Origin of the sequence: Novosphingobium subterraneum (genome assembly GCF_000807925.1) — a bacterium.
In the GTDB taxonomy this organism is placed as follows: Bacteria; Pseudomonadota; Alphaproteobacteria; order Sphingomonadales; family Sphingomonadaceae; genus Novosphingobium; species Novosphingobium subterraneum.
In genome coordinates this window covers 1-20,563 of the sequence record NZ_JRVC01000014.1, presented here as the reverse complement: position 1 = coordinate 20,563, position 20,563 = coordinate 1, and the positions used below count along the sequence as shown (strand labels likewise).

The window sequence follows — 20,563 nt, the reverse complement described above, 5'->3', positions numbered from 1 at the left end:
TTTTTTCGGGAGGGGAAAGCCATGAAGATCACTGCCATCCTGCTTGCTACGTCCGCCTTGGCGCTGGGCACGCCAGCCTTCGCGCAAAGCGCACAGCAATCGCAGAACGCCGGACAGTCCGATGACGCCGATCGCGGCGTGGGCGATATCATCGTTACCGCCAACCGCATCGAGACGACCGCGCAGGACACGCCGATTGCGCTCAACGTCTATACCGGCGCTGATCTTGCCGACAGCGGCATAAATTCGGTCCGGGACCTTTCGTCGATCGACCCCAGCCTCAACGTCTCCAGCTCAAACAGTTCCGCCTATATCGCCGTGCGCGGCATCGCCTCGACCGATGTCACCGAGCTGGGCGACCCCTCGGTTCCCGTTGCCCGCGACGGCTTCTTCACCAACCGCGCCTATTCGATCAACACCTCGATGTATGACGTTGCTCGTGTCGAAGTCCTGAAAGGTCCGCAAGGCACTCTGCAGGGCCGGAACTCGACCGGCGGCCTCGTCAGCATTGTCACCAACCGACCCAAGTTCAAGAACGAGGTCTCCGCCTCGTTCGAATACGGCAACTACGACACGACCAACGCCGACGCCGCCGTCAACTTCGCCCTGTCGGACAACTTCGCGCTGCGCGCTTCGGGCGTGTTCCTCAAGCACGACGGCTACCGCCGCCAGGTCGGCGTGATGAAGTCGGCCGACAACGAGGACTTCAAGTCCGGCCGCATCCAGGCCCGCTTCGCCAAGGACGGGTTTGACCTGTGGGTGTCCTACCAGCGCGATGATCGCGACACTGACGGCGAGGCCGTGCTCAAGAACACCCTCGGCGCGCCCCAGCCCAGCTTCGATCCGCTCCCGGCATTCCGCAGCGATTCCCCCACCCGCACCGTACTCAAGGGTGAACGCATCCGCTGGGAAGCCAGCTATAGCGGTCTTGGCAACCTCAACCTGATCTATTCGGGCGGATGGGACAAGCAGCGGTTCGACCTCACGCTCGACGCCACCGGCCCCAACTATCCGGCCAATCGCCAGTACCTCAACACCCAGGCGCCTACGACGTGGAACCACGAAGTCCGCATCAGCAACGAGAAGACCGGCAAGCTCTTCATCCAGGCGGGCTACTTCCGCTTCACCGAAGACAACGCGCTCGTAGCTGGCCTGTACAATCGCGAAATGACCGGCGCTTTTGCACCCGGTCAGCCGCTCTCCTTCGCGCCCAACGCCGACCAATCGTTCCGATATGGCATTGCCTTCGACTTTGCGGTGAAAACCAAGTCCGACGCCATCTTTGCCCAGGCAGACTATGATTTGAGCGAACAACTCCAGCTTTCTGCCGGCGCGCGTTACACCTGGGACAACAAGTCGCGTACCGGCAACTCCCGCCTTGTCCTGCCCGCACTGGCGTTTCCGCTATGCGGCAACGGCTTCCCGGCGCCCGGCACCTGCCCGCCGTTCCCGATCGTCAATTCAGGCAATGGCGAAACGAAGGAAAGCAAGCCGACCTGGCACCTCGGCCTCAACTGGCGTCCGGAGTCGGGCCGCCTGATCTATGCCAAGTACGATCGCGGCTACAAGTCGGGCGGCTTCAACTCCAACGGCTCGGTCGCCGCCACGCCCTATGGCGCGGAACAGGTCGATGCCTTCGAGATCGGCACGAAGAATACGCTGATGGGCAATGCCCTGCAGCTCAACTTCGCCGCCTTCTACTTCAACTACAAGGGTTATCAGGCGCAGCAGAGCACCTGCCCGACCTGCTCGACCGGCGTGTTCAACGTCGGCAGCGCCCGCGTCCTTGGCCTGGAAGGCCAGCTCAATGCCCGCGTAGCCGAGAACACGAAGCTCTATGTCAACAGCACGCTTCTCGACACCAAGTTCGGCGATAACATCATCGTCCGCAACGGCAACAACCAGAACGTCGACATCAGCAAGAACCAGTTGCCCAACGCCCCGCACTTCACCGCCTCCATGGGCTTCGAACAGGGCGTACCACTGGGCGATCACCTGCTCTCGTTCCGTGCCGACGGCAAGTACTCCTCGAGCTTCTACTTCTCGGCCTTCAACTTGTCGCAGATCCGCTCGCCGTCGTATTTCCTCGGCAACCTCTCGGCATCGATCGAGCCCAACGCCGGTGGCTGGAAGCTGCAGGCCTACGTCCGCAACGTCTTCAACAAGAACGTTCTGTCCTTCGCCGAGCAGAACTTCAACGGCTTCAGCGACAATTACCAGTTCCAGCCGCCTCGCACATATGGCGTGCGGGCGAGCGTGAACTTCTGATCTGACACGCGTACCGGCGGGAGGTGAAGCCTGGCTCCTTCTCCCGCCATCCAGGAGTAAGACATGCCCGGTTCGTTCAAATACGGTGTTTCAACCTACAGCTACGTCGACGACTACGGATCGGTCATGACGCTGGAAGACGCGTTCGATCACATCGCCGATACCGGTGCCACTGGAATCGAGATCCTCGGCGAAGGACAGATCGAAGGCTACCCCAACCCCTCCAGCCAGTTTATCGACCGCTGGTTCGGCCTGCTCGACAAGTACAAGCTGGAACCCACCAACATGTGCTCGTGGGTCGACATGCGCATTACGCTGGGGCGCAATCTCACCGTCGAGGAAGGTGCCGCGGAGCTGGAGCGCGACCTGCGCCTTGCCCACCAGCTGGGCTTCAAGTTCCTGCGTCCGAAGTTCGGTGTGCTTTCGCACGACCTGATCCCCGAACCGCAGTGGGAGGCCTATACCGAGCGCAACCTCGATCTTGCCCACAAGCTCGGCGTGGTCATCTGTCCGGAAATCCACGCTCCCACGCCGATCAAGCATGAAGTCGTCGATGGTTACATCAATTTCATCGAGCGCACCGGCACGAAGAACTTCGGCTTGATGATCGACACTGGCATCTTTCAGGACCGCCCGCTGACGCACTGGGGCTCGCACCAGATCAACGACGAGGCGCGCAAGCATATGGAATTCCTCAACGGCATTGCCGTCAATCCGGAGGAGTTCCTCGACATCGCCAAGTACGTCGTGTTCATCCAGGCCAAGTTCCACGATATCGACGAGAACCTCGAGGACCAGAACATCCCGTGGAAGCCGGTGATCTCGGCGATCAAGCGCTCGGGCTATTCGGGCTACCTGTCTAGCGAGTACGAAGGCTGGCGCGCGCCTTGGCGCTCGATCGATCAGGTCCGTCGCCAGCACGTGCTGCTGCGCAAGCTGGAGCGCGAGTTCGACGAAGGCAAGTTCGCCTGAGGCCTTCCGCCCCCCAAGATTTCCCGGAGAACACCATGCTCGAACACCAGCTCATCCAGAGCACCGGCTTCCGCAATTTCGGCCCTGTCGGTGCGCGCGAAGGCTTTGCCATCCGCATCCGTATTCCCAACTACCACGGCACCCGCCTGTCGCAACTCGACGGCTTCGACGTCACCGTCGACGGCGTGTTCTACGATCACGAGATCAACCGCTTCGGCATCCGCGACGAAGTGTATACCATGGCCGAAATGCGCGAGGAGACCACCGCGCGCTGGGGACTGACCGAATGGGGCGAAATCCTCGTCGACAAGCCGGGCGGCCTCGAACCGGGCGTCCACAAGATCGAAGTCCTCGCCCGCATCCGCTATTCCTACTTCCCGCCAGACGTGCATATCTTCCCGATGCACGCCGAACGATACGGCACCATCTGCATCGCCTGACAGGATAGGCATCCGGCGATTCTAACATGGGGCTTTGGAAGCTCATCAAGAAAACGAAGGTTTGAGCACAAATGACGCAGCAGTTCGGTAGACAGGGGGACGATTATATTCTCACGCCAGAGGAGATCGCCCAGTTCCATCGCGATGGCTACATCACTTTGCGCGGCGTGATGACCGAGGAGGAACTTGCGCCGCTCGAGACCGAATTCGAGCGCTTCATTCGGGGCGAAGTCAGGGGCATGGGCAAGGATTTCTGTGACATGTCCGGGCCATATGACCGTGCATTCGAGAACTTCAGCCTGGTAAATGCCGTATTGCCGCGTCACTACGAACCAAGCTTGCGCGACAACCTCTACGAACGGCGCGCAGCCTCGATCTCCCGACAGCTGATCGGAGAGACTGCAACTCTGGATTATGACCAGTTCCTCGCGAAACGCCCTGCGAAGCCCGATGCTGTTTTTACCATGCATCAGGACCTTGGTTACTGGCCCACCGGAACCCCTGAGCCATTGACCGCGACCTGCAGCCTTGCGCTCGACGATGCCGATCCGGAAAATGGTTGTCTCAAGGTTGTGCCGGGTTCGCAGAAGCAAGGCCTGCGTCCGCACCGCCCTCTGATGGGTGAAGATCGCAGCAAATCTCACATCCTCAGCGTCGAACTGAACGATGCCGATATGGTCGTGGACCTGCCGCTGAAGCGGGGCGACATTACCGTGCATGACGAACTGATCGTCCACGGCTCAGGTGGGAATACCTCGCCGGACCGCTGGCGGCGTACTTACATCGTTGCCTTCCGTTCGAAAGCCTGCGTGGACTTCGAACGTTCGATCGGCTTTACGCATTCGCACAACGACACAATCGCTTGGGAGACACATCTCGCCGCGCTAACCGCTTGAAGGAGGCGTTCCGACCGACCTCCAATGTGCCTCGAATTTTTTGTTCAAGGGTTTGCCGGCGGCTACCCAAATTGCTTGTGATCTCTCCGCGCCGGTAAATGCTCCTCTGGCCGTCGACGGCACGAAAAACAGTGCGTAAGCTGTAACAGAAAACAACTTAGCTACCGCTTGGGCTTGAGCGCTTCGCGTATTTCGCTTCCAGACGAACGGTCGAAGGTTTCAGGATCAGGCGTTCAGAAAGGGACATCTGACCGACCGGGCCCACTCGCGTCACTCATTCGTCGACAAGCCGAGCAGACTGGCGGGTGCTGGGGTGACCAACCCGGCTTGGACAGACATAACCGTCCACAATTGCTACCCCCGCGGTTCGAGCCACGCCAGCAGTCTGGCCCGGGCATCGGGAAGAAGTTCAAATTGAACAGGCCGCTCCGTTTTCAGCTGCATGACGATTACCCGCCATCTGCCGGCCGCTTTATTCTCTCGACCAGACTTCGGCAAAACCCGACTTCCAGTTCCAGGCCGACAGGCCTCACACATCGACGGGAACAGCGCAGCTGGTACCGAGGCATAGCGCAAGAAATGTCAAATTGGCGCGCAATCGGCCCTAAAGCCCTACCGCACCCAGTAGCCTAATCATCGCAGCATGTGAGCCACAAGAGCTCAAGTCTTTTACGGGAGAGAAGCATGGCTGGTATGGGGTACGTGCGCGCGGCGCTGTCGCTGATTGCTGCATCGACATCGAGCGTTGCCTTGGCGCAGGCTGAAGCACCCAAAGGTGATGACGAAATCGTAGTGACAGCGCAGCGCCGCGAGCAGTCGTTACTTGATGTGCCGCTGGCCGTGACCGCGCTGGGCGGGGATTCGCTGGCAGAGCGCGGCATCACCAATTCGGCGCAGCTCGGCGAGGCGGTGCCGAACCTCCAGATCAACAGCCCCTATGGCAACACGCAGCCCAACTTCACCTTGCGCGGCATTGGCGTGGCCAACGAATACAATTCCAATCAGGCTTCGCCGGTCGGGGTCTACCTCGATGATGTCTATCTCGCGCCACGCACCAGTCACGGGATGGGCTTGTTCGATCTGGACCGGGTGGAGGTGCTGCGCGGGCCGCAGGGCACGTTATTCGGCCGTAACACCACCGGCGGCGCGATCAACTTCATCACCAAGCGGCCGGATCTTTCGGGCAGCGAGGGCTACGTCCAGCTTGGCTACGGCAACTTCGGCACGTTCACCGCTCAAGGGGCGCTCGAAACCACGCTGTCAGAGGGCGTCGCTGGCATCCGCGCGGCGGTGAACTACGCCAAGGGTGACGGGCAGATCCGCAACACCTTCGCAGGAGGCCGTGATCCCAATTCGACCGATACGCTGCAAGGTCGCCTCTCGCTTCGCCTCAAGCCGAGCGAGAGCGTCAACGTTGTCCTGCGCGCCTACGGCGGGCGCGATCGTGGCACGCAGGCTGCGGTGCATGGCCTCGGTGCCTTCCGCGCTGGGCTCGACTTCTTCGAGACCAATGAAAACCGCGTAGGTGACAATAACACCGACGCCTGGGGCTTCAGCGCCAATATCGGCGTCGACCTGACGGACAAGCTGACGCTGACCTCGATCACTTCGTACGACGGCGGATCGCAGAACCTGCAACAGGCGGCGGACGGCTCGCCACTCGATATCCTCGATATCACCTGGCAGTCGCAGTATCGCCAATTCAGCCAGGAATTGCGCGCCAACTATACTGGCAGCGGCGTGACCTTCGTCGGTGGCTTGTTCTACGGCTACGACCGCAACGTAACAGACAACCGCTTCAACCTCCCGCTGCCACCAGCCGGCGGCTTCTTCCAGCACTACCGGCAGCAGCGCCGTTCCTACGCCGTTTTCGGGCAGGCTGACATCGCACTGACGAGCGCGCTTAGCCTGACGCTCGGCGCCCGCTATACCCGCGACACATCAAAGTACGACGACGCCTTCGCCTATCTCTTCGTGGGTGCAGTGGGTGCACCTGATTTTCCGATCGCCTCCACTGTGCCGTGCGTCGGCGTGCCCGGCACCTGCGCTTACGATCCCGCGGCCCGCTATGCGCTGAAGGACAACAACAACGCACTGACCGGTCGGGTGGCGCTAAGCTACACCTTTGGCAGCGGAGCGCTGCTCTACGCGAGCTACAATCGCGGTTACCGCGCTGGCGCGGTCAACGGCGGCGGCTACACTTCCTCGAGCGGGATCAGCTATATCAAGCCCGAGTATGTCAATGCCTTCGAGCTTGGCTTCAAGGGCCGCACGGCTGACCGCGTGCTGACCTATGCCATCTCGGCGTTTTATTACGACTACACCAACCAGCAGCTGCAGGACACGCGCCCCGGGCCGGTCTCATTCCTTGTCAATGCACCCAAGTCCGAGGTGTACGGCCTGGAAGCGGAAACGACGTTGCGGCCGATCAATGGCCTGAGGGTCAATGCCTCGTTCGGCCTGCTTCAGTCGAAGTTCAAGGAGCTGACCCTTCAGGGTACCGACCTCGCCGGCAACCGCCTGCCGTTTGCGCCCAGGTTAACCGGGCAGCTTGGAGCCGACTGGGATGTGGTCGATGTGGCCGGCGGTCTAGTGGCCTTCTCGCCGAACGTGGTCTATGCCAGCAGCCAGTTCTTCTCGCCCTTCAACGCGGTGAACGTGGCAGGCTCGGCACAGGTCAATTCGGAACTCGCGCAAGGGGCCAACGCCAGGGTCAACGGCGCGCTCAGCTGGAGCAACGACACAATCACCGTTCGCGCCTTCGCCAACAACCTCTTCAACCGCAAAACCTATGGCTACGGCCTTGATCTGCGCGGGGCTGGTTTCCCTTACAACTTCCTTGTTCCGAATGCGCCACGCACCTTCGGTATCTCCGTTCGCGCGGACTTCTGAGCATGGACACCGACCTCGGCGATCCTTCGCTCTATGCGGCGGGCATGCCTTATGACCTGTTCGCACAACTCAGGCGCAAAGGGCCTGTCCATTGGAATCCGCCCGCGCAGGATCGAGGCGGGTTCTGGGCGGTGCTCGGTTTCGAGGAGATCCTAGCGGTCTCGAAGCAGTCCGATCTGTTCTCCTCGGCCCGCGAGAATGGCGGCCACCGCATTTTCGACGAGAATGAGGCAGGGCTCGCCGGTGCGGGTGACAGCGGCATCGGGGTGCCGTTCATCTCGCGCGATCCGCCGATCCACACGCAATACCGCAAGTTCGTGGTGCCTGCGCTCTCACCGGGGCGGCTCGAGGGGATAGAGACGCGGATTGCGGCCCGGGTGGAGGCCTTGCTGGCCGGGGTCCCGCTGAACGAGATCATCGATATTCTGCCCTGTTTCACTGTACCGCTGCCGCTTCTCACGCTTGCCGAGCTGCTCGGCGTGCCGAGTGACATGTGGCGCGATCTGCACCGCTGGACCGATGCTTTCATCGGTGAGGACGATCCCGATTTCCGCCAGTCACCCGAAGCGATGCAGCAGGTGGTGGGCGAATTCTTCGGCTTCTGTCAGGCACTCTTCGAAAGCCGCCGGGCCGAACCAACCCGTGATCTTGCCTCGCTGCTCGCCAACAGCGAAATAGGAGGTGAACCCGTACCGTTTGCCGATTTCGTCGGCAATCTCGTACTCGCGCTGGTCGGCGGTAACGAGACGACCCGCAACACACTGAATCATTCGATGATCGCCTTCGCGCGCGAACCGGCACAGTGGCAGATGATCCGCGACAACCCCGACCTGTTGCCCGGCGCAGTCAAGGAAATGGTGCGCCATGCGAGCGCGGTGATCCACATGCGCCGCACCGCGATGCGCGATACCGAACTGGGTGGGCAGGCAATCCGCAAGGGCGACCGGGTGGTGATGTTCTACCCCGCCGGCAATCGTGATGCCGCTGCCTTCTCCGATCCCGACCGGTTCGATATCACCCGGCAGGTGCGCCAGCATGTCGCCTTCGGGGCGGGTGCTCATGTCTGCGTCGGCTCGCGGCTTGCGGAAATGCAGCTGAGGGTGGCATTTGGTCACCTTGCGCGCCATGTTTCTCGCTTCGAGATTGTGAGCCAGCCGCAGCGCGTGCGATCCGCGTTCATCAACGGGTTCAAGAAACTCGAGGTGCGGCTGGTTGGGTGACGAGGGACGAGTGATGCCGAAACAGCTCGAAAGGGAGAAGGACGCGTCCGCACCCGCCCAGAAGGTGTGGGACAACAAGGCAATCATCTGCGACGTGCTCGGCAGACCGCCCGAGATGGAGCTCGGGTCGCTGGGCGATGGCTGGTCGCTGTGCCGCTGGCGGCAGTTCGTAGGGAGCTATGCCCTGCCGCCAGTGCCCGATCCGATCTTCATCGTGCACATCGCGGGCAAGCCCCGCGTCAAGACCTGGGAGCGCGGCAGTTGGACCGAGACGCATTCGATTCCCGGTTGCGCTACGATCGTGCCCGCCGGAATGCCCACCGGCTGGCTTGTCGATGGCGAGCTCGACGTGGTCACGCTGAGCGTTTCTTCGGAGGTGCTCAAGACCGCCTCACTAAGTGACCAGTTCAGCAAGATGCGATTTGCCTTCACCGATCCGCTGGGCGTGGCGCTGACGCGGCAGATCCTCGCAGAGCTTTATGCCCCCCATGCAGACGAGCGCGAGGCCTATGTCTCGGCCATGGTGGGTGCGCTCAAGGCGCACATCCTCTCGGGCGTGCCGGCACAGGGCAAGCCGCTCGAAATCCCGACCTCGGACTTTTCAGCTTACCGGCTTCACAAGGTAATGAACGCCATCCTCGATCACCCGGAACACGAACACAGCCTGGAGCAGATGGCGGCGACCGCCGGCGTCACCCCCTCGCACTTCTGCCGCGTGTTCAAGAAGGCCACCGGAATCTCGCCGCACCAGTATGTGATGAAGGCTCGGCTCGACCGTGCACAGCATTTGCTGGCGCAGACCGACATGACGCTTGCCGCGCTTTCAGAATCGCTGGGCTTCACCAGCCAGAGCCATTTTAGCCGCGCCTTCCGGGCCTATGCCGGGCGCACGCCAAGCGACTTTCGTCAGCACGAGCAGACCATCCAGTAGCAGGAAAGACCCCGCATGACGCAATGCACCGCCGCCGTCGCCCGCACCCCGCATCAGGACTTCAGCGTCGAGACGCTGGAGGTCGATGCGCCGCGCGCTGGCGAGGTTCTGGTGAAGATCGCCGGAGTCGGCTTGTGCCACACCGATCTCGTGTTCCGCGACCAGTTCGCGCCATATGCGCTTCCGGCCGTGCTGGGGCATGAGGGTGCAGGCACGATCGAGGCGATCGGGGAAGGCGTAGAAGGGCTGGCTGTTGGCGACAGCGTCGTCCTCGGCTTTTCGAGCTGCGGGGCTTGCCCGCGCTGCGATGAGGGGCTGCCGAGCTATTGCCGCACTTTTGTGCCGTTGAACTACGCCGGAATGCGGCTGGAAGATGGCTCTCAGGCCTATCGTGCCGGAGATCAGGCAGTTGCCTCGCACTTCTTTGGACAGTCCTCCTTCGCCAGCCATGCAATCACCCGCGCGCGTAATGTGGTGAAGATTTCGGAGCATGCCGCACCTCTCGCCCTGCTTGGTCCGCTCGGCTGCGGCTTCCAGACTGGTGCCGGCGGGGTCATGCGCTCGCTGGCCGCACGCGCCGGTTCCAGCATCGCGATCTTCGGCGGAGGCCCGGTCGGCCTTGCGGCGGTCATGGGCGCGGTGATTCAAGGCTGCACCACGATCATCCTCGTCGAACCGATCGCTGCGCGGCGCGATGTGGGCCTCGATCTCGGTGCCACCCATGTGATCGATCCCGCCGCGACAGACGATCTTTCTGCCGCGATCCGCGCGATCGTCCCCGATGGCGTCGATTTCGGATTCGACAGCTCCGGTCGACCCGAGGTGATCGAGGCGGGGCTCGGCGCACTCGGCTCGCACGGTGCGATCGGACTGGTCGGGGTGCCCGCCCGGCCCGAGGCTGCGATCAGCGTGAACATTGCTGCGCTCATGACCCCGGGCCACCGTATCATCGGCATCATCGAGGGCGACAGCGACCCGCAGAACTTCATCCCCGAACTGATCGCCCATCACGCCGCAGGCCGCTTTCCGTTCGACCGCCTGATCAAGACATTTCCGCTCTCCGAGATCAACGCGGCCATCGCGGCGCAGGCGAAGGGCGAATGCATCAAGGCCGTACTTTTGCCGTGATGTCTTCGGGGTCTGAACCAGCCTCCAAGTGTCCTGGTTGGGAGTCAGATGCGGTTCACGCCCAAAACAGCCATTCAAGCTCTCGCTGCTAAATGTCGCAGTATGGTGGACCGTTGCCGTCCGCGGCGATCCCGACTAACGGTGGGTTTGAACCAAAGCTACCGTTTGCTCACGCCTCGAACAGGATCGAGAAGTGGGAAGGGTTAGAAGCGGATCGTCCCATCCCGCGCCGCGCCCTCATCGCACGGTTGGAGTGGTACAATCGAGCCTCATAGTGAAACCCAAGAGGTGTGTTCCATACCGCTGACAAGTCCTTCGCCCACCTGTGCAAGCCAAAGCAACTGGCCCTCGGGGGGAGTCGTGTGGTGGATCAGCCCATCGCAGGGCGTTCACTTCCACGCCATCGATGACACGCTGGCCCTCAAACTGATAGCAACCAGCGGTCTGGCGCTCTCGCAAAGGCCGAAAACAATACCGAAAACAATACTCAGCCTGTAGCCTTGCCCAGAAAAATCATGAAGGGTGGAATCAGTGCCTTGTACCTGACGTCTCGCAATCAGGATTCTTGTCTGAACAGGTCGCCGATCGACCGGGCGAAATGGGATTCCATCGCCACGCGCGCCAGTTCCGGATCCCGGGCGGCAATTGCTTCAGCAACCTCCCGATGCAGCACAAGAGATTCTTCGCGGTCCTCAGAGGTCACTCGTCCTGCCCAAGCCTTCGGTATCGCCACGAGCATCATCTGCTCGAACGACCGGACAATCTGGAAGAACAGCTGGTTGCCGCTGGCAAGAGCGATCAATTGGTGGAAGCGGGTGTCGGCCCGGGTTCTTTCGTTCTCGTCACGAAAATGCTCAAGTTCACGTGCCGCCCTCAGGATCTGCGATGCCTGCTCGTCGGAACGGTTGGCAGCGGCAAGTTCGGCCGTGCGAAGTTCCAGCGTGCGCCGTACGTCCCAAACGTCGACCAGAGAGACCTGAGCCGTGGAAACCGCATGACCGATGGAGGCGGCCATGACCGAACCGTCGATCGCCGCGACGCGCGCGCGGCGGCCATTCCCCACGTCGATCATCTTCAAGGCTGCTAGAGCGTGAAATGCCTCACGCATCACCGGGCGACTGACGCCCAGTTCTGCTGCAAACGCGCCTTCGGCGGGGAGCGCATCGCCGACCTTCAGGCCGTGCGCCCGGATGTATTCGCGCACAGCTTCGGCCGCGCTGTCAACCAATGTGCCGGCCTTCATGCTGCAATCCCCTGGCGGCGCAGTTCAGACGGGGCAATGCCATAGCGGCGGTTGAACGCGCGGGTGAACGACGCGTTGTTGAGATAGGAACACCGGTACGCGATTGTGGAAACCGGCAGCTGCGAAGACAACAACATTTGCCGTGCCTCCGCCAATCTGCGCTCCGTCAGGGCCTGAGCAATCGTCGTGCCGTAAATTTCATGGAAGCCGCGCACGAGCTTGTCGCGGTTGATGCCGGCGATCCGCGCAAGCTGAGCAATTGTCAGTTTCTCGTGCCAGCTTTGATCGAGAGACCGCCGTGCCATCGCGATCCGCGCGACGTCCAGTTCGCTGAATCCGCTGTCGCGCTCCACCGGGACCAGCGTCGCCCCGTCTTCGAAAGCCACATGGATCTGACACAGGAGTTCGATACTGCGGGCAAGGCGCAGCGTGGTTGCCGCCTCGCCAGTAGCCTCACAGTGGATGATCGAATTTGCCAAGGCCAGAAGCCTGCTGGGCAAATGCCATGTTGCTGCCTTTTGCGGCCTTGCCTCAAAAAGTCGCTCACAGGCCGAGGCTGCGACGAAGAACACGAGAACCGAATCCTCGATCTCCCCCTCTGCCAGCGCTTCGCGGTAATGCAGCAGGTCTGACTTGCCCTCGCCACCGCACCGGAACAGGTAGGCGATCCATCCCTCGGGTAGCCGGGCATCAGGGCAGACCCCCTGCCCCACCAGCGTGATCATTTCGTGCGAGACCTGGACCTGCTCTTTCATGGCGAACTCCTCGGAGTCGAATTAACCTATATGATAGGTTTTGCAACAGCTATCTTACAGGTGGCGGCGCCCGGTGTCGCGCGATGATGAACCCCGCACATCCCGTAGCGCTTGCCCCGAAGCCGACTATCGCCAGCCCTAGGCCGATCCGCCCTTCCCCGCCCAGCGCAGTGCTGACGACGGTCACCAGCGTCGGCGCCATGCCGAAGGCGACCAGACCGCCCAGTGCCATGAACACCCCGATCGCCAGCCCGCGCAGGTCGTTGGGCAGGAGGACTGCAAGCGTGGTGGCGGTCACCAGGCCGGTAATCGTGCCGCCAAGCAGCAACAAGAAGATCAATGCGGCAAACACGCCGGTATCTGGTGCGATCGGGAAAAATGCTGCAGGCAGGGCGAGCAGGGAACCGAAAACGGCACCAGTAAGGATGCCCCCGCGTCGACCGCTGCGCAGTCCCGCGTCGGCAGCGAAACCGCCTGCGAGGGAGCCGAGAATACCGGCCCCGAAGATCACGGCGCCCAACCAGCTGCCAAACTCCTGGGGCGATGCTGCGTAAGTGCGGGACAGGACAGGTGCTGCCCAGACCGCCGCTGCCGCATCGGCCATCATCACGCCGATCTGGCCAAGGAACAAGGGGGCGAGAAAACGTCGATACGCCGCCAGCTCGCGCAGAGTCTCGCTCACCGAGCGGCCTGCAGCGGCCGCCATTTCCTGTCGCAAAGGTTCACGCAATCGCGCCAGTGGCAACAGCAGAAGGACGCTCAGTACGCCAACCGCCAAGTGAGCGCTGCGCCAGGCCGAAAGGCCAGCCCATCCCCCGTGAGCGAGAAAGTGTCCGAGCAGCCACCCTCCCAGTGAAAAGGCGAGCGCCGTTCCAGCGTACTTGCCAACGGTCAGCAGCAGCAGCGAACGGCCACGGTTGGCAGGCAGGCTGAAATCCGATGCGAGGGAAATGGCAATGGTCGTCGAAACGCTCGCGCCCACGCCGCCCAGCATTCTTGCGGTGAAGAGGACCGGCATGCTCTCGGCAACCGCTGTCAGCAGCGTGCCGGTGGTCCACGCCACCGCCGTCCACAACAGGAGCCTAACTCGGTTTCCACGATCAACTATCAGGCCAACCGGCACCGCGAGAATGGCCAAGGGAATGGACACCGCCAGCCCGCTCAGCAGGCTGAGCTGGAAATCGCTCAGCGCCAGTTCCGCCTTTGCCTGCTCCTGCACCGCACTGAACAGGCCCATGGCCATGTTGCCGGTGGCCATGGCCACTGCAAGCGCGAGCAGCGCGATCCGGTGTCGTGGCCGGGCCGGATGGAAGGAACGTTCGGCTGGCCCAGACAATGCCTCGGTCACAGGGTAAAGATCTTCCCGGGGTTCAGCAGGTTCTGCGGATCGAACGCACGCTTTATCAGGCGCATCTGCTCCACTGCATTGCCGAGTTCGGCGACGAGCCAGTCCTGTTTACCGAGGCCTATGCCATGTTCGCCTGTGCAAGTGCCGTCCATGGCAAGCGCGCGCTCGACAAGCCTTCGATTGATGGCTTCAACCTCGACAAGCTCATCGGGAGCATCCGGATCCAGCGAGAACACCACGTGGAAGTTCCCGTCGCCAACGTGTCCCAGGATCGTTGCCGGCACACTGGCCTGCGACAGGTCCTTTTGCGTCTCGAGTATGCACTCGGCGAGGCGGCTCATCGGCACGCAGACGTCCGTTGCCCAGCCCACCGCTCCCTGCCGCAGGTTTATCGCCGCATAATAGGCTTCATGGCGCGCCCGCCACAGGCGCGAACGCTCCTCCGGCTTGTCGGACCATGCAAAGTCGCCACCGCCGTTGGCACTTGCGAGTGCCTCGACGGTCGCGACCTGTTCGGCGACATGCGCCCGTGTGCCGTGGAACTCGAAGAAGAGCGTTGGTGCTTCGGGATAGTCGAGCTTCGACCAGCGGTTCACGGCCCGCATCTGCAGAGCGTCGAGAATTTCGACGCGTGCCAGCGGGACGCTGCAATAGATCGATTGGACGACCGTCTCGACCGCACCTTCCAGCGTCGCAAAGCTGCACACCGCAGAGGAAATGGCCTCGGGGATGGCGTGGAGACGCAGGTTGATCTCGGTAATGATACCGAGCGTGCCCTCTGAACCCACATACAGGCGAGTGAGATCGTAGCCCGCTGCGGATTTGCGAGCCCGTCTTGCGGTACGGATCACCTCGCCCTGCGGGGTGACAACCTCAAGACCCAGTACCGCGTCCTTCATCGTCCCATAGCGCACGGCATTCGTGCCCGATGCCCGGGTCGAGGCCATGCCGCCGATCGTGGCGTTGGCGCCCGGATCGATGGGAAAGAACAGGCCCTGGTCGCGCAAGTGCTGGTTGAGCTCTTCGCGCCGCACGCCTGGCTGGACGACGCAATCGAAATCGGCAGCGTTGACCGCGATGATCCGGTTCATCCGCGACATGTCGAGCGAGACGCCCCCGAAGGGTGCCGCGGCGTTGCCTTCGATGGACGTCCCTGCGCCGAACGGCACTATGGGAACATTTGCCGCTGCACAGAACCGCACCAGATCGATGACGTCCTGCTTGTCCTGCGCAAATACCACTGCGTCGGGCACCATCTTTACGAAATGGGATTCGCTCGATCCATGCTGCTCGCGGATCGCCTGTCCGGTCTGGAGTTGATCGCCAAAGCGTTCTTCCAGTCCGGACAGGAACCCGTCAGGCGGTGGGCGTCGCCCTTCGAATGAAGTGACCTCGGTCATCTTCAGAACTTCATGCCAATACGGATACCGTAGCGTCTTGCATCGCCCATGATCCCGAGGTCCGATGCCGGGAGCCCTGCGAGCTGCAAAGTGGTGCGTTCGATGTAGCTTTCCCAATAGCCCTTGTTGAACAGGTTGCTGGCGAATGCAGAAACCTCGATCGGACCGGCGCGGTAGGTGGCCGATGCTCCGACCAGCCAATACCCGTCGAGCGTCGTCGGGGTGGTCTGGTTCAGGGTCGCGGCGAGGCGCTTGCCCTTGCCCGTCAGATTGGCGCCGAGAACGAACTGGTCCTTGCCGAGATCGATGGTGTAATCCGTCGCCAGATTGGCGGACCAGTCAGGTTGGAAGGTCAGGCGGTCCGAGGCGAGGCGCCGTCCGGTCGTCTGCGTGTAGGCCGAGGTGTCGGTAAGCCGCGCGTGCATCAGGGTAAGCCCGCCACGGATCGACCAAGCCGGCACCGGACGCACGAAACCTTCCAGTTCAAGGCCGTAGCTTTCGACGTTGCCAGTATTGAGATCCACCGTGACAAGCCCGCCACCGGCCGCCGGCGCAATCGAATTGAGGCCGATGTAATCCTTGTAATCGTTGTAGAATACCGCCCCGGACATACCGCTGCTGCCATCGGCCGCAGCATATTTGGCACCAAGTTCGTAAGTCCAGGCGCTGTCACCGCGATACGTGCGGGTCGGAGCCGTGGGCGCATTGAAGCCGCCGCCGCGATAGCCGCGCGCGACCGATGCATAAGTCATCAGCGAAGACGACCAGTTGCGCTTGACCGTCAGCTTGGGCTGCCATTCGTCGGACTTGATGCGCGCTGCGGGCAACGCGCCGCCTGTCGAACCAAGCGGGCCGAGCACTGTGATTATCGACCCATTGGCGACACGGTTTTCATGATCATAGCGCAGGCCCAGTGCGACTTCCCAGTCGCTGTTCGGCTTCCAGAACACCGTGCCGAAAGCCGCGTACGTGTCCGCTCGCGTCGAGTTGATCGTGTTCCGGACCACCGCAAATGGGAGGCGCGTGAAGGCCGGGAACAGCGTCGTCGCGTCAACACCGTCAGCTTCTTCGCGGCTGTAAAACACGCCAACCAATGTCGAAAGGGTCGAGGAGATGTCGCTGTCGAGGCGCATTTCCACCGTCTTGGTGCGCAGTTCGTCGCCGCCCTTCGCCCGCGCGAAGTCGCCCGGGCCGAAGTCCACATCACTTTCGACGTTGGTTGCCGAACGCGCATCCCACGCGCCGATCAGGGTCAGTCTGCTCGACAACGCATCGATTGGCACCGCAAGCTTGGCGTTCACGCCGCGGTACTTGTACTTGACCTGGTTGAGTGTGTTGAAGGTCAGATCGCGCGAGTAGGCCTGCGGTCCGCTGACGCGCGAGTAGGGAATGTTGACCGAGTCAATCCAGTCGTAATAGCCGTTCACGGTCAATTCGGCGACGCCCGGTGTAAACCGCAGCGTTGCGTTGACGGAGTCACTGTTGAGCGGGTTGCCATCCTTCTTGAGCAGCGTGTTGCGGGCAAACCCGTCCTGCTGCTGGTGCGATGCGGCAATGCGGACCGAGAGCAGATCTCGGAGCAGGGGTGACGATACCGAACCGGCCGCGATGAACTGGTTGTCGGGCCCGGCATAGCTGGCGCTCGCCCGCACCGAGAGGTCGTTGCCCGGCTGTCGGGTGATCACGTTGATCGCGCCGCCCAAGGTGTTCTTGCCGTAGAGCGTTCCCTGCGGTCCGCGCAGTACTTCGATACGCTCGACGTCGACCAGGGGATTGTTGAGGTACGCGGTGTTGGGCCGATAGATGCCGTCGACGAACAGGCCGACACCGGGCTGGACCGACTGGACAAGGGTGACACCAACGCCACGAATGGCCACGAACGCACGCCCCGCGCCGTCGCTGTTGATATTGAGACCGGGCGAAAGAACCGCTGCTTCGCGAACCGAGTTAAGCCCGCGCTCAGCCAGAACATCGCCCGTGATTGCCGTGACGGCAGCCGGGACGTCCTTGATCGTCTCTGCCCGCTTGCGGGCCGTGACCACAATCGAGGCATCGGCTGCGATTTCAGCCGAACCTTCGCCAGCGGCAGTCCCTGCAGCTTGCGTCTGCCCATGTGCCTGCACCGGGCCAAGCGCCGAAACGGCTGCGGTACCTGCAAGAATGGCGTAGCGAAGTGAAAGCATGTCGAGGTCCTCTGCCTGTCCTGTCTCTTTTCTCTGCGACCTGTATGACAGCCTTCAGACCTATATGAAAGGTTTTCGGACTGTGCCGATCGTCAGACAGGCTTTGCACGACGACGCCATGGCGCTCACCAGCAGGTATAGCCCCCATCGGCGATGACTATGCTTCCAGTCAGCAAAGAGGCCATGTCGGAAGCAAGAAACAGCACGACTGCCGCTACCTCCGCAGGTTCGCCCAAGCGCCCTTGGGGAGTGCCGTCGATCCAGCGGCGGTACATTTCCCCGGACTTGTCGGCAAAAGCGTTGAGCGGCGTTGCTATGTAGGTCGGAGCAACGGCGTTCACGCGCACGCCCCGGTTCGCCCATTCTGCCGCCAGGCTGCGCGTGAGCTGGTGCACGGCAGCCTTCGATGCATTGTAATAGCTTTGCGGCTGCGGGCGATTGACGATGAACCCGCTCATCGACCCGACGTTGACGATGCTGCCGCAACCTGCATCGAGCATGTGCCGGCCGAAAGCCCGGGCGCACCAGAAGCTCCCGTTGAGATTCACATCGAGCACGTTCAACCAGTGCTCGTCGGCAACATCCTCGGCAGGCGTGTCGCTCCGCGCGATACCGGCATTGTTCACAAGAACGTCGATGCGCCCTTCGCGCGCAAGCATGGCATCTGCTGCCTGCTGCACGGCAAGCGAGTTGGTCACGTCCAACTCGCAACCTGTCGCTTCGATACCCACCTCGCGCAGTGCATCAAGACCTTGCTGCAGCCTCTGGCGGTCCAGATCCGCAATCGTCACACGAGCCCCGGCTTCACCCAGCGCATGCGCGCTGGCAAGGCCAATGCCCTGTGCACCGCCCGTAACAAAGGCGGTTCGGCCATCCAGCCGCAGCTTTTCAAGGTACATGCGATCTCTCTCAATCTCGAAGGAAATGCGCTGCCGCCATCGGTGGTTCGACGTTCGTGTCTCCCGCTGCCAACTGATAGACCAACCGGTCCCCGTTCCAGTGGCGCCAAGGCACAGTCCCATCAGTCGCAAAGTTCACCCAGATCGAATGAATCCTGTCGGCAAGTTCGCTCGGTGGCGCTTCGCCAACCAGGCCTGCAGGTCCTGTCGCGATATCGAGGGTCTTGAACACGAAGGGAAGTTCGATCCCATGACAGGCGCCAAGTTCGCCGCTGCAAGCGGGCGAGCGCCATTCCATCTCGTACATGTGGGTTCGACCACGATGGGCGGACGCATACTGACGCGCAGGCCAACGAAAGACGAGGTCCGACATCGCGCGAGTCATCGCGACACCGGGCCGCACTCCTTTCTGCCCCCATCCGTAGGCCTTGAGCGCCCGGCGGGCATTCGGCAGCGACCGCGAGAGCAACCACCACGCCAGCGGGCCGGGGATCTTGTCGCGCACCGCGGTTGGCACAAAATAGAGGTTCATCTCCTCGGCGTTCGTGCCGATCATGATCTCGATTTCTGCGCCGGCTCCCTGCCGCAAAGCTTCGATCGGCTTCAGCGGGAGCACATCGTCGCCCCAGACCGGAATGAAGCGACTGATGCCGAAGACCGGCTCGAAGCCGTCACCGTCACGCAGGTCGATGGATGCCGGCTTGGCGACCTTTTCCAGCGCAGCCATTGCGGAAAGGTGCGAAACACTGCGAAAGCCATCTGCATCGGGTGAGACCCCCAGCAATCGAGCGAGCTTGCGCACGAGTCGTTTTGCAACCGGGATATCCCGGACCATCGCGCCATGCCCGCTCTGAATGATCGCGCGCCTGAACAGGCCTTTTGCCAGAGGCGACGTTACCAGGTTCGCAATTGCCATTGCCCCGGCACTTTCGCCAAATGCGGTCACGTTCGAAGGGTCGCCACCAAAGGCAGCAATGTTGTTCTTCACCCAACGCAACGCGAACAGCATGTCGCGCAGCCCAAGATTGGTCGGTGCGCCGGGGACTGGAAGGAACCCGTCAATGCCCATGCGGTAGTTTATCGCGACGCAAATGACACCCGATTGAGCGAATGCGGTGCCGTCACTGATCGGAGCATCCTTGCTGCCGACGACAAAGCCGCCGCCATGGACCCAGAACATCACCGGTGCATCCTTGGCGTTTTCAGGTGCCCAGAGGTTCAGACGCAGGTAATCGCCGTCACTGCCGTCGCTGCCGGTCCCTACCAGCGGCACGACATCAAGGTTCGGGAACGGACGCACCGTGTGAGGGGCTGTCGGTCCGCGCTCGCTGGCATCGCGCACCTGGGTCCAGCCTGCCGGACATGTCGGTAATTCGAAACGGGTTGGCGGAGCAGCATATGGCAGACCCAGATAAGTCGCTACGCCATCATTAATGCGTCCCCGAACCGGTCCGGACTTGGTCATGACGACAGGTGTGTAAGTCTTGCTGGTCATCGCGGCATTGTGCGTCTTGCAGGCGGCGGACTCCACCGGTTTCGGTGTGCCGATCGACAGAAGGGTTATGCCATTACTGAAGCGAGACTGCCGGACAAATCGGGCCTACTTTCGCACCCGCAGGTCCATAAAGGTCAACCGCATGAAGCAGTGAGCCAGCTGGACGGCGGCATGAACGCCCGGCACACGACGAATGATGGCGCGCAGACAGAACACGATCGTCGCCACGACCACCGGCTACTTCGAACCCAGGCGAACCGATATCCCCCCACCAGAATTCCGGGAATATTCGCCGGTACCGTCGACCTTTGCAATCTTCCGGTGCCGAAGCATCGCGGACCAGCACCAGTAGGAACTGCGATCCTGCCGCCTGCACCGAGTCGATGTAATGGGCATCGGCCGGAACTCATAAGCAGTCCCGAAGCAAAGGCGTTGGATCGATATGATGGCATCGAAAGAATGCGATGGTGTGGGTCTGGCGGGTCCTGCAGTT

The 20,563-nt window shown here is 61.9% G+C and carries 15 protein-coding genes and 1 pseudogene; 8 read left to right on the top strand and 8 right to left on the bottom strand.

Annotated features, from left to right (window positions below; genetic code table 11):
• Positions 1-21: 21 nt before the first annotated feature.
• The 4 genes from NJ75_RS14130 (at position 22) to NJ75_RS14115 (ending at position 4,576) form a co-directional block, all read left to right on the top strand.
• The gene (locus NJ75_RS14130; protein WP_039335581.1) at positions 22-2,268 is read left to right on the top strand and encodes a TonB-dependent receptor; all 2,247 of its coding nucleotides are present in this window, start codon (positions 22-24) and stop codon (positions 2,266-2,268) included.
• Positions 2,269-2,331: 63 nt separating this feature from the next.
• Positions 2,332-3,240, top strand: a complete 909-nt coding sequence (locus NJ75_RS14125; protein ID WP_039335579.1) for a sugar phosphate isomerase/epimerase family protein — start codon at positions 2,332-2,334, stop codon at positions 3,238-3,240.
• 35 nt (positions 3,241-3,275) lie between these two features.
• A complete protein-coding gene (locus NJ75_RS14120) occupies positions 3,276-3,680 on the top strand; it encodes a C-glycoside deglycosidase beta subunit domain-containing protein (RefSeq protein ID WP_039335577.1) in 405 nt (134 codons plus the stop codon).
• Positions 3,681-3,751: 71 nt separating this feature from the next.
• Positions 3,752-4,576, top strand: coding sequence for a phytanoyl-CoA dioxygenase family protein (locus NJ75_RS14115; RefSeq protein ID WP_052242506.1), 825 nt, complete (start codon positions 3,752-3,754; stop codon positions 4,574-4,576).
• 277 nt (positions 4,577-4,853) lie between these two features.
• On the opposite strand, the pseudogene NJ75_RS25120 reads toward NJ75_RS14115, so the two are convergent.
• Positions 4,854-5,038: pseudogene (locus tag NJ75_RS25120) on the bottom strand (integrase); the annotation flags it as partial.
• A gap of 222 nt (positions 5,039-5,260) precedes the next feature.
• On the opposite strand from NJ75_RS25120, the gene NJ75_RS14110 reads away from it, so the two are divergent.
• Genes NJ75_RS14110 through NJ75_RS14095 form a run of 4 tightly spaced genes read left to right on the top strand, consistent with a single transcriptional unit; the run spans position 5,261 to position 10,747 of the window.
• Entirely contained in the window at positions 5,261-7,468 is a 2,208-nt protein-coding gene (locus tag NJ75_RS14110) for a TonB-dependent receptor (protein WP_236727152.1), read from the top strand.
• A gap of 2 nt (positions 7,469-7,470) precedes the next feature.
• Positions 7,471-8,688: a cytochrome P450 gene (locus tag NJ75_RS14105; RefSeq protein ID WP_039335574.1), complete on the top strand. Its 1,218-nt coding sequence runs from the start codon at positions 7,471-7,473 to the stop codon at positions 8,686-8,688.
• A gap of 13 nt (positions 8,689-8,701) precedes the next feature.
• The gene (locus tag NJ75_RS14100; RefSeq protein WP_052242505.1) at positions 8,702-9,619 is read left to right on the top strand and encodes a helix-turn-helix domain-containing protein; all 918 of its coding nucleotides are present in this window, start codon (positions 8,702-8,704) and stop codon (positions 9,617-9,619) included.
• Positions 9,620-9,634: 15 nt separating this feature from the next.
• Positions 9,635-10,747 (top strand): NAD(P)-dependent alcohol dehydrogenase, encoded by a 1,113-nt coding sequence (locus NJ75_RS14095; protein WP_039335573.1) that lies wholly within the window; start codon positions 9,635-9,637, stop codon positions 10,745-10,747.
• A gap of 556 nt (positions 10,748-11,303) precedes the next feature.
• On the opposite strand, the gene NJ75_RS14090 is transcribed toward NJ75_RS14095, so the two are convergent.
• The 7 genes from NJ75_RS14090 to NJ75_RS14060 all read right to left on the bottom strand — a co-directional run bounded on the left by NJ75_RS14090 (position 11,304) and on the right by NJ75_RS14060 (position 20,070).
• Positions 11,304-11,990 (bottom strand): FadR/GntR family transcriptional regulator, encoded by a 687-nt coding sequence (locus NJ75_RS14090; RefSeq protein WP_039335572.1) that lies wholly within the window; start codon positions 11,988-11,990, stop codon positions 11,304-11,306.
• Positions 11,987-12,745 (bottom strand): helix-turn-helix transcriptional regulator, encoded by a 759-nt coding sequence (locus NJ75_RS14085; RefSeq protein WP_039335571.1) that lies wholly within the window; start codon positions 12,743-12,745, stop codon positions 11,987-11,989. The genes NJ75_RS14090 and NJ75_RS14085 overlap by 4 nt, the downstream gene beginning before the upstream one ends.
• Before the next feature lie 49 nt (positions 12,746-12,794).
• Positions 12,795-14,003, bottom strand: a complete 1,209-nt coding sequence (locus NJ75_RS14080; RefSeq protein WP_082013406.1) for an MFS transporter — start codon at positions 14,001-14,003, stop codon at positions 12,795-12,797.
• Positions 14,004-14,089: 86 nt separating this feature from the next.
• Entirely contained in the window at positions 14,090-15,493 is a 1,404-nt protein-coding gene (locus tag NJ75_RS14075; protein WP_039335570.1) for an FAD-binding oxidoreductase, read from the bottom strand.
• Positions 15,494-15,495: 2 nt separating this feature from the next.
• A complete protein-coding gene (locus tag NJ75_RS14070; RefSeq protein WP_039335569.1) occupies positions 15,496-17,676 on the bottom strand; it encodes a TonB-dependent receptor in 2,181 nt (726 codons plus the stop codon).
• Between the two features lie 125 nt (positions 17,677-17,801).
• Positions 17,802-18,575, bottom strand: a complete 774-nt coding sequence (locus NJ75_RS14065; RefSeq protein ID WP_039335568.1) for an SDR family NAD(P)-dependent oxidoreductase — start codon at positions 18,573-18,575, stop codon at positions 17,802-17,804.
• A gap of 10 nt (positions 18,576-18,585) precedes the next feature.
• Positions 18,586-20,070 carry a carboxylesterase/lipase family protein gene (locus NJ75_RS14060; protein ID WP_039335755.1) on the bottom strand — a complete coding sequence of 495 codons (1,485 nt, stop codon included), beginning with the start codon at positions 20,068-20,070 and terminating at the stop codon, positions 18,586-18,588.
• Positions 20,071-20,563: the final 493 nt, after the last annotated feature.